Source organism: Paracoccus sp. (in: a-proteobacteria) (assembly GCF_030536915.1).
Classification (GTDB): Bacteria; Pseudomonadota; Alphaproteobacteria; order Rhodobacterales; family Rhodobacteraceae; genus Paracoccus.
In genome coordinates, this window is the sequence record NZ_JAUNPC010000110.1 from 1 (window position 1) to 7880 (window position 7880).

Consider the following 7880-nt stretch of genomic DNA (forward strand, 5'->3'; position numbering starts at 1 on the left):
CCGCGACGTCGGTGCCGATGCCGTCGCCGATGGCGAGCGCCGGAACCTCGGGGCCAATGCCGAGGTGACGCCGGGCGAGGTCGTAGATCGGCGCGTGGGGCTTGCCGAAATACAGCGACTCGCCGCCCATGTCCTCATAAAGCGCAGCCAGCGCCCCGGCGCAGTAAAGCCGCTGCTCGCCGTAATCGACCACGAGGTCGGGATTGGCGCAAAGCAGCGGCAGGTTGCGGGCGCGGGCCTGTTCCAGACGCTCGCGGTAATCCTCGGGCGTCTCGGTCATGTCGTCGTAGGGGCCGGTGACGACGATGCCCTCGGCCTCGTCCAGCGGCACGCGGGTGATTTCGGCGGCACGCGGATCGTCCGTTTCGGTGAAGAAGCCGATGTCGCGGTCGGGGCCGACATGCCAGACGCGGGCGCCGACGCGGCCCGAGAACATCGCATCCTGTGCCGCGTCGCCCGAGGTCACGATGTCGTCCCAAGCGTCATCCGGCACGCCAAGGCGCGCGATCTGCTCGGCCACCAGCGGGCGCGGGCGGGGGGCGTTGGTCACAAGCGCCACCCGGCCCCCGCCCGCGCGATAGGCCCGCAGCGCAGAGATCGCCGCGGGATAGGCCATCTTGCCGTTATGAACGCAGCCCCAGAGGTCGCAGAACAGCACGCCATAGTCGCCGCCGATCTCGGCGAGGTTCTTGATGATGCGGGTCATGCCCCTGCCCTTTCGCTGGCCTTCGGAAATGCGAGGGGCCGGGAATCGCCCCGGCCCCCATGGTCGTTCATTGCCCGGCTCAGACCTTGAGCGCAGGGATGATCTGCGTCTTGCGGCTCAGGATGCCGGGCAGGACAACGGTGTCGCCCTCGACCGGGACGCCGAAGGAGGCCTCGGCCACGCGGCGGACGAAGTCGTTGGGGACCAGCAGCGTGGCTTCCTCGTTCAGGATGTCGACGACGAACAGCATCACCTGGTCGGCGCCGTCCTCGGCCGCGACACCGGGCATGGCGGCCATCAGCCGGTCCTTGCGATCCAGCAGCACCTGCGGCGCGGTGGTTTCCAGCACGGAAATCCGCATCTGCTTGCCGTCCACCATGTATTCCTTGCTGTCCATCTTCAGCAGTGCCGCGTCCGAGAAGGCCGTGACGTCGGATTTCGCGGTGAACATCTCGGTCGCGTAGGACGGGATCGCGATGTCCAGTTCCTTCGCCAGCTTCTCGGCCACCCGGCGGTCATGCGGCGTGGTGGTGGGTGAGCGGAATTCCAGCGTGTCGGACAGGATGCAGGTCAGCATCAAGCCCTTGACCCAGGCGGGCGCGCGGTCGAGGTCTGCGCCGATCAGGTCGTGCATGATCGTCGCGGTGCAGGCCAGCGGGCGGATGGTGATGTTGATGGGCGTGCGGGTGGTGATGCCGCCGGCCAGCAGGTGGTGGTCGATGATCTCGATCACCTCGGCATCCGCCAGCGAGGCGGGCAGTTCGGCCGGGTTGTTGGTGTCCACGATCACGCAGCGGTCGCCCGCGGCCACGTCGTCGATGATCTCGGGCATCTCGACGCCCCACTTGCCCAGCATCCACACGGCTTCCGTGTTGGGCATCCCCTGCAGCACCGCCTTGGCCGGGGTCTTGCGGGCCTCGGAAAGATACCAGGCCCAGATCAGGGGCGAGCCGGTCGAGTCGGTATCAGGGGCCTTGTGGCCGAAAACCTGGATCATGGAGCATCCCTTCATGGCGGAGTCGCGGCGGCTTATAGGTGCGGAGAGGCCTGTTGTGAAGCGGAACCGCCGTGCAAGCGGCAGCGCCGAACCGGGGGCCGGCCCCCGGACCCCCGGGATACTTGCACGAAGAAGATGGGGCGCAGATGCGATGCGCTGGTGCTGTCCGCCGGAGAGTTCGCGCGGCCAGCAGTCCATCGTGGCAGGTCCGGGAAGGCCTGCCGCCCCTGCGCGGGCCGGCGAAGGCGCGGGGTCTAGTCGGTGATCGCCGTCTGCTGGTGCTGGATCATCTGCCAGTCGTCCTTCTGCCGCACCCAGGTCGAGCTGCACAGCGCCTCGGTGTCGCCGTTCTTGCCATTCGCCGTGACGCGATAGGCCAGGACGACGCAATCCTCGGTCTCGACCATGCGGCGGTCGGTCAGCCGCGCGGCGGTCCAGCGGCGGCCGGCGTCAAGCCAGGCCCGGACCTCGGCCCCCTGCATCAGCCCTTTCGGAAAGACCACCACGCAGGAAGGGTGCATCCGGCGCCACGCCTCGGCGGCCCCCATGGTCCACAAGGCTTCCTCGTCGGCCCAGCGGTTGTCGGTCCTGCTCATTCCCTGTCCCCCGTGATCGTCCAGCCGTCGCGTTCCAGAAGCCGCAGCACCCCGGTCTCGCCCGGAAGGTGCAGCGCCCCGAAGGCCGCCACGACCGGCCTGCCCTCTGCCGCGGCCCTGTCCGCCGCTTGCGTCAACGGCCCGATCCACGATCTGTTCCGCTCGGTCATCAGCCGCGCCTCGGCAAGCTGCAACTGGCGGTCCACGGCCTCGCGCGGCAGCCCGGAATCATAGGCATCCAGCCGCCCGTATTCCCAGATCGCCCAGATGTCGCCGCGGAAGTAGGCTTCGAGCGTGGTCGCCGCATAGTCGTCGGCCAGCCGCGCGGCGGGCAGCGCGGCGCGGATCATGTCCAGCTCCTCCTCGGGGGTGAGGTCGCGGAAGATGCCGAAGACGGTGTCCCATGGTTCCAGCGCGACAATGGGCGTGCCGCTGTCTTCGGCGGCCTGCATCAGCCGGTGGTCGAGGCCCTCGCCACCATCCCCCGACCGCGCGGCCTCGATCATGCAGGGGGACAGCCCCAGCATCATCGCGACATACCAGGGCCGCAGGCGGCTGACCATGATCGCGGGCAACCCGCGCTCGGCCATGGCGGCGCCGAGTTCCCGCCATTCGGCATCGCCCATCCGCTCGGGCAGCGTCGGGCCATCGGCATCCACCATCAGCGAGGGGTCGTCGGCCAGCGCGGCGGTCAGGCGGCGTTCCTCGCCGGGCCCGGCCTCGACCAGCAGCGCGCCCGCTTCGTCGATCAGCGGGCGCATGGCGTCCACCATCGGATCGTGGCGCGGGTCGCCGAAGTGATAGGTGCCGATGATCTCGATCACCGCATTTCCCCTGGTCGCGCGGTAGCGGATGCCTTGGGCGTAGGGGGTCGCCGCCACGGCCCCTGCGATCTGCGCCTGCCGCTCGGCGGGAAGATCCGCCATCAGGTCGGCGCCGGTGCAGAGCGGCGCATCCGATCCGCTGCCGCGGCCGGGGTCGGTCAGCGCATGGCCGGGGTCCGGGGCCAGCAGCAGGGCGGCGGCCGCCACCATCGGCGCAAGCAGGCGAGTGACAAGGTTCATCGGAGGTTTCCTTTCGTTCCCCATGCCATCTAGGCACAGGGGTCCAACCTTCCCAACCCGTGCATCTGCGGGTTGACAGCCTCGTGAGGCCGACCTATCTCGACGCCATTGGCACTCGGCAGACCTGAGTGCCAACAATACACTGCAACCTGAAACATCGGAGTGTTCACGATGGCATTCAAACCGCTGCATGACCGCGTGCTGGTCCGCCGCGTCGAGTCGGATGAAAAGACCAAGGGCGGCCTGATCATTCCCGACACCGCCAAGGAAAAGCCCGCCGAGGGCGAGATCGTCGCCGTGGGCGAAGGCGCGCGCAAGGATTCGGGCGAGCTGATCGCACCCGCAGTCAAGGCAGGCGACCGCATCCTGTTCGGCAAGTGGTCGGGCACCGAGGTCACGCTGGACGGCGAAGAGCTGCTCATCATGAAGGAAAGCGACATCCTCGGGATCATCGGCTGATCCCTCGAAGGTAGTTCGCTTCAAACCTCTGACAAGGAAGAGATAAATGGCTGGCAAGGAAGTCAAGTTCAATACCGACGCCCGCGACCGGATGCTCAAGGGCGTCAACATCCTCGCGGATGCGGTCAAGGTGACGCTGGGCCCGAAAGGCCGCAACGTGGTCATCGACAAGTCCTTCGGCGCCCCGCGCATCACCAAGGACGGCGTCACCGTCGCCAAGGAGATCGAGCTTTCCGACAAGTTCGAGAACATGGGCGCCCAGATGGTCCGCGAAGTCGCCTCGCGCACCAATGACGAGGCCGGTGACGGCACCACCACCGCGACCGTGCTGGCCCAGGCCATCGTCCGCGAGGGCATGAAGGCGGTCGCCGCCGGCATGAACCCGATGGATCTCAAGCGCGGCATCGACATGGCGACCACGAAGGTCGTCGAGTCGATCAAGGCGGCCTCGCGTCCCGTGAACGACAGCGCCGAAGTCGCGCAGGTCGGCACCATCTCGGCCAACGGCGAAGCCTTCATCGGCGAGCAGATCGCCGAGGCGATGCAGAAGGTCGGCAACGAGGGTGTCATCACCGTCGAAGAGAACAAGGGGATGGAGACCGAGGTCGAAGTCGTCGAAGGGATGCAGTTCGACCGCGGCTACCTGTCGCCCTATTTCGTGACCAACCCCGAGAAGATGATCGCGGAACTGGAAGACGCCTACATCCTTCTGCACGAGAAGAAGCTGTCCTCGCTGCAGCCGATGGTCCCGCTGCTGGAAGCCGTGATCCAGACCCAGAAGCCGCTGCTGATCGTGGCCGAGGACGTGGAAGGCGAGGCGCTGGCCACGCTGGTCGTCAACCGCCTGCGCGGCGGCCTGAAGGTCTCGGCCGTCAAGGCCCCCGGCTTCGGCGATCGCCGCAAGGCCATGCTGCAGGACATCGCGATCCTGACCGGCGGGCAGGTGATCTCGGAAGACCTCGGCATGAAGCTTGAGAATGTCGGCATCGACATGCTCGGCCGCGCCAAGAAGATCTCGATCACCAAGGACAACACCACCATCGTCGACGGCGCCGGTGAGAAGTCCGAGATCGAGGCCCGCGTCGGCCAGATCCGCCAGCAGATCGAGGAAACCACCTCGGACTACGACCGCGAAAAGCTGCAGGAGCGTGTGGCCAAGCTGGCGGGCGGCGTCGCCGTCATCCGCGTCGGCGGCCTGACCGAGATCGAGGTGAAGGAGCGCAAGGACCGCGTCGATGACGCCCTGAACGCGACCCGCGCCGCCGTGCAGGAAGGCATCGTCGTCGGTGGCGGCGTGGCGCTGCTGCAGGCCGGCAAGGCGCTGGAAGGGCTGGAAGGCGCGAATGCCGACCAGAACGCCGGCATCGCCCTGATCCGCCGCGCGCTGGAAGCGCCGATGCGCCAGATCGCCGAGAACGCCGGGGTCGACGGCGCCGTGGTCGCGGGCAAGATCCGCGAGTCGGACGACAAGACCTTTGGCTTCAACGCGCAGACCGAGGAATATGGCGACATGTTCAAGTTCGGCGTGATCGACCCGGCCAAGGTCGTCCGCACCGCGCTGGAAGACGCCGCCTCGGTCGCGGGCCTGCTGATCACGACCGAAGCCATGATCGCCGAAAAGCCCGAGCCGAAGGCTGCGGCCGGTGCCGGCGGCGGCATGGGCGGCAGGGGCGGCATGGACATGATGTGATCCATCCGCCTGCCCGAAGGGCCGAGTGGAAGGGAAAGGGCGCCTCGAAGGGCGCCCTTTTCTTGTGACGGGTCCGCTCCTGCACGCAGGGTGATGGCGGTCGTCACCACGGTCCTACATCGCCGTCATCCGCTCGGTCACAAGGGATTCCTCGTGGCCCTGGCAGTTGGCCAATACGGCGGCGATGTCGGGGTCCGTGGACAGGGCCTCGCCTGCTTCCGGCGAGGCTGCCGTGTCTGTTCCGGTGGACGGCGAGTCACCTCCGGCCGGAGATGATCCGCTTGCGGAAGTGTCGGCATCCATCCCACTAGGACTGGAACCGGAAGCGCCCGCCGCATCAGCCCCGCCCGCCGCAGGGGAATCCGCCTGGCCCGGCGTCGCGGCAGTTGTCCGCAAGGCCCTCATCACCTGCATCTGCTGATCGGCGCTCAGCGCCATGAAGTCAGTGCAGGTCATTGTGGCGGGATCGGCATCCTGGGCGAATGCTCCGGCCCCAAAAACGGCGACGGCGCCGGCCAGCGCCATTGTCCGCATGACATGTTTCATCGTTTCCTCCCCTGTTGCCAGATCGACGCGACGCGTCAGCGAGAGAAACGCCCCTTCGAACCGCCTGTTCCGGGATTGGAAGACAACAGATCATGGTTGATCGGCAAGTCGCCTGCTGCCGGGCGACAGGATGGCCGCGCCGGCAAAGGACTGTCACGCCTGATTTCTGGAACTCGGGAAAGCCGCCCTGCGCGAAGGACAGGAATAGCGGCAAGCCGGTTCAGGCCACCACCGCCTGGACCCCCAGCCCTGCCGCCAGCGCATTCAGCCGGGCCTCGGCGACCTCGGCCATCAGGTTGCGGCCGGTGCGGGTCAGGGTCAGGGTCAGGGTGCCCGCCTCGCGGTCCAGCGCCAGCGCTCCTGCTTCGGCGGGATCGCCGATGGCGAACATCGCGCCGAAGCGCATGGCGCGGCCGAGCGTTTCCGCGTCGCGGATCTCCTGATCGCTCAGCAGCTTGAGAAGCGGCGCCATGGGCGAGGAAGCGGCGGCGCGCCCGTTCTTGTAGCGGTGCAGCAGCGCCAGCCCCAGGAACACCCGCTCGGGGTGCGACAGCGCGGCAAGGTTCGACCGCGTCACGTTGTCGAAGCAGGCCTCGGCCCGGTAGTCGGGATGCGCCCGCCAGCTCGTGTCGTGCAGGTGGCAGGCGGCGCGGACCAGGCGGTGACGCTCGGGCGGGGCGCCCTCGAACAAGGGCGACAGGAACTGGTGAAGCTTCTTGCCCGTGCCGGGGATGCGGGACATCTGCCGCTCGGTGAAGCGGGCGGCCTCGATCAGCGGGTCGCGCTTGCGGATGCTGTCGGACATCTGTTCGTACAGCAGCCCCTCGCGGATGCCGTAGGAACTGATGGCGATCTCGCGCGGCTGGAATGTCTGGACAAGCTCACGCAGCACCTGTACCGCCAGCGGCACCAGTTCCAGGCGGGACGCCGAAATCCCGGTCAGCGCCTTCATCTCGGACAGGCTGGCGCGGGCGATGAACTTGGCCGTGGCCGCCACGGCGTCGGGCGTCATGCGGTATTCGTGCAGCACCGTCATCGGATAGCCGCGCCGTTCCATGTCCAGCCGCGCGATCGCCCGCCACGATCCGCCGACCAGGTAGATCAGCTCGTGGTCGCCGCCCACGGATTCGACCAGCCCTTCCATGACGGTCTCGATATGGCGCTTGAGGCCCTTGGCCTCGACCTGCTGCAGCCGGAAGGGACCCAGCGGGGACGAGGCGCGGCGTCCCACGGCGCCATTGCCGACCTCGGCCACCTCCATCGAGTTGCCGCCGATGTCGCAGACAAGCCCGCGGGCGTTGGGCCAGCCCAGCAGCACGCCCTGGGCGGACAGGCGCGCTTCCTCGGTGCCCTCGATCACCACCAGCTTCAGGCCGGTCTGGCGGGCGACGGCGCGGTGAAAGGCGGGGCCGTCCTCGGCCTCGCGCACGGCGGCGGTGGCGACGCAGGTCAGGTCCTCGATCCCCATCCCGCGGGCCAGCGCCGCGAACCGCTTGAGCGCGGCCATCCCCCGGACCACGCCCTCGGGGTTCAGCCGGCCGGTCGTGGCAAGCCCCTGCCCCAGCCCGGCCATGACCTTCTCGTTGTAGAAATAGGCGGGACTGCGGGCGGCCCCGTCGAAGACGACAAGGCGGATCGAGTTCGACCCCACGTCCACGACCCCCACCCGCTTCAACTCGCGCGCCGAGCGGATGGGCAATCCCTGCTTGCCGAAGGGGGAAGGCTTCTGGTCGGAGACAGTCGTCACGTTCATCGGTCTTCTCACTGGCTGGCGACGGGACGGCAGGCCCGGCCGCGGTCGAGGGTCACTCGCTGGCGTGGG

8 protein-coding genes are annotated in these 7880 nt (G+C 68.0%); 2 read left to right on the top strand and 6 right to left on the bottom strand.

The features are described 5' to 3' along the window. The 4 genes from Q4F04_RS13825 to Q4F04_RS13840 all read right to left on the bottom strand — a co-directional run. A partial coding sequence (locus Q4F04_RS13825) for a TIGR01459 family HAD-type hydrolase (RefSeq protein WP_303370388.1) occupies positions 1–706 on the bottom strand: 706 nt, incomplete at its 3' end. 79 nt (positions 707–785) lie between these two features. Further along, the gene (locus Q4F04_RS13830; protein ID WP_303370389.1) at positions 786–1703 is read right to left on the bottom strand and encodes a manganese-dependent inorganic pyrophosphatase; all 918 of its coding nucleotides are present in this window, start codon (positions 1701–1703) and stop codon (positions 786–788) included. A gap of 254 nt (positions 1704–1957) precedes the next feature. Next, positions 1958–2299: a nuclear transport factor 2 family protein gene (locus tag Q4F04_RS13835; RefSeq protein WP_303370390.1), complete on the bottom strand. Its 342-nt coding sequence runs from the start codon at positions 2297–2299 to the stop codon at positions 1958–1960. Continuing rightward, on the bottom strand, positions 2296–3363 hold the full coding sequence (locus Q4F04_RS13840; RefSeq protein WP_303370391.1) for a TraB/GumN family protein: 1068 nt from the start codon (positions 3361–3363) through the stop codon (positions 2296–2298). Before Q4F04_RS13840 ends, Q4F04_RS13835 begins: the two co-directional genes overlap by 4 nt. Before the next feature lie 171 nt (positions 3364–3534). On the opposite strand from Q4F04_RS13840, the gene groES reads away from it, so the two are divergent. Next, the gene (gene groES, locus Q4F04_RS13845) at positions 3535–3822 is read left to right on the top strand and encodes a co-chaperone GroES (RefSeq protein ID WP_303370392.1); all 288 of its coding nucleotides are present in this window, start codon (positions 3535–3537) and stop codon (positions 3820–3822) included. A 46-nt stretch (positions 3823–3868) separates the two neighbouring features. Then, positions 3869–5512 (top strand): chaperonin GroEL, encoded by a 1644-nt coding sequence (gene groL, locus Q4F04_RS13850; protein WP_303370393.1) that lies wholly within the window; start codon positions 3869–3871, stop codon positions 5510–5512. 114 nt (positions 5513–5626) lie between these two features. Here groL and Q4F04_RS13855 read toward each other — a convergent pair whose 3' ends face one another. Together Q4F04_RS13855 and Q4F04_RS13860 are read right to left on the bottom strand one after the other, a co-directional pair. Continuing rightward, positions 5627–6058 carry a hypothetical protein gene (locus Q4F04_RS13855; RefSeq protein WP_303370394.1) on the bottom strand — a complete coding sequence of 144 codons (432 nt, stop codon included), beginning with the start codon at positions 6056–6058 and terminating at the stop codon, positions 5627–5629. Positions 6059–6278: 220 nt separating this feature from the next. Beyond that, on the bottom strand, positions 6279–7811 hold the full coding sequence (locus tag Q4F04_RS13860; RefSeq protein ID WP_303370395.1) for a Ppx/GppA family phosphatase: 1533 nt from the start codon (positions 7809–7811) through the stop codon (positions 6279–6281). Between the last annotated feature and the right edge of the window lie 69 nt (positions 7812–7880).

Coding starts and splice junctions, on each gene's coding strand:
- Q4F04_RS13830 (WP_303370389.1), bottom strand. CDS start 1,703: ATGATCCAGGTTTTCGGCCACAAGGCCCCTGATACCGACTCGACCGGC.
- Q4F04_RS13835 (WP_303370390.1), bottom strand. CDS start 2,299: ATGAGCAGGACCGACAACCGCTGGGCCGACGAGGAAGCCTTGTGGACC.
- Q4F04_RS13855 (WP_303370394.1), bottom strand. CDS start 6,058: ATGAAACATGTCATGCGGACAATGGCGCTGGCCGGCGCCGTCGCCGTT.
- Q4F04_RS13840 (WP_303370391.1), bottom strand. CDS start 3,363: ATGAACCTTGTCACTCGCCTGCTTGCGCCGATGGTGGCGGCCGCCGCC.
- groES (WP_303370392.1), top strand. CDS start 3,535: ATGGCATTCAAACCGCTGCATGACCGCGTGCTGGTCCGCCGCGTCGAG.
- Q4F04_RS13860 (WP_303370395.1), bottom strand. CDS start 7,811: ATGAACGTGACGACTGTCTCCGACCAGAAGCCTTCCCCCTTCGGCAAG.
- groL (WP_303370393.1), top strand. CDS start 3,869: ATGGCTGGCAAGGAAGTCAAGTTCAATACCGACGCCCGCGACCGGATG.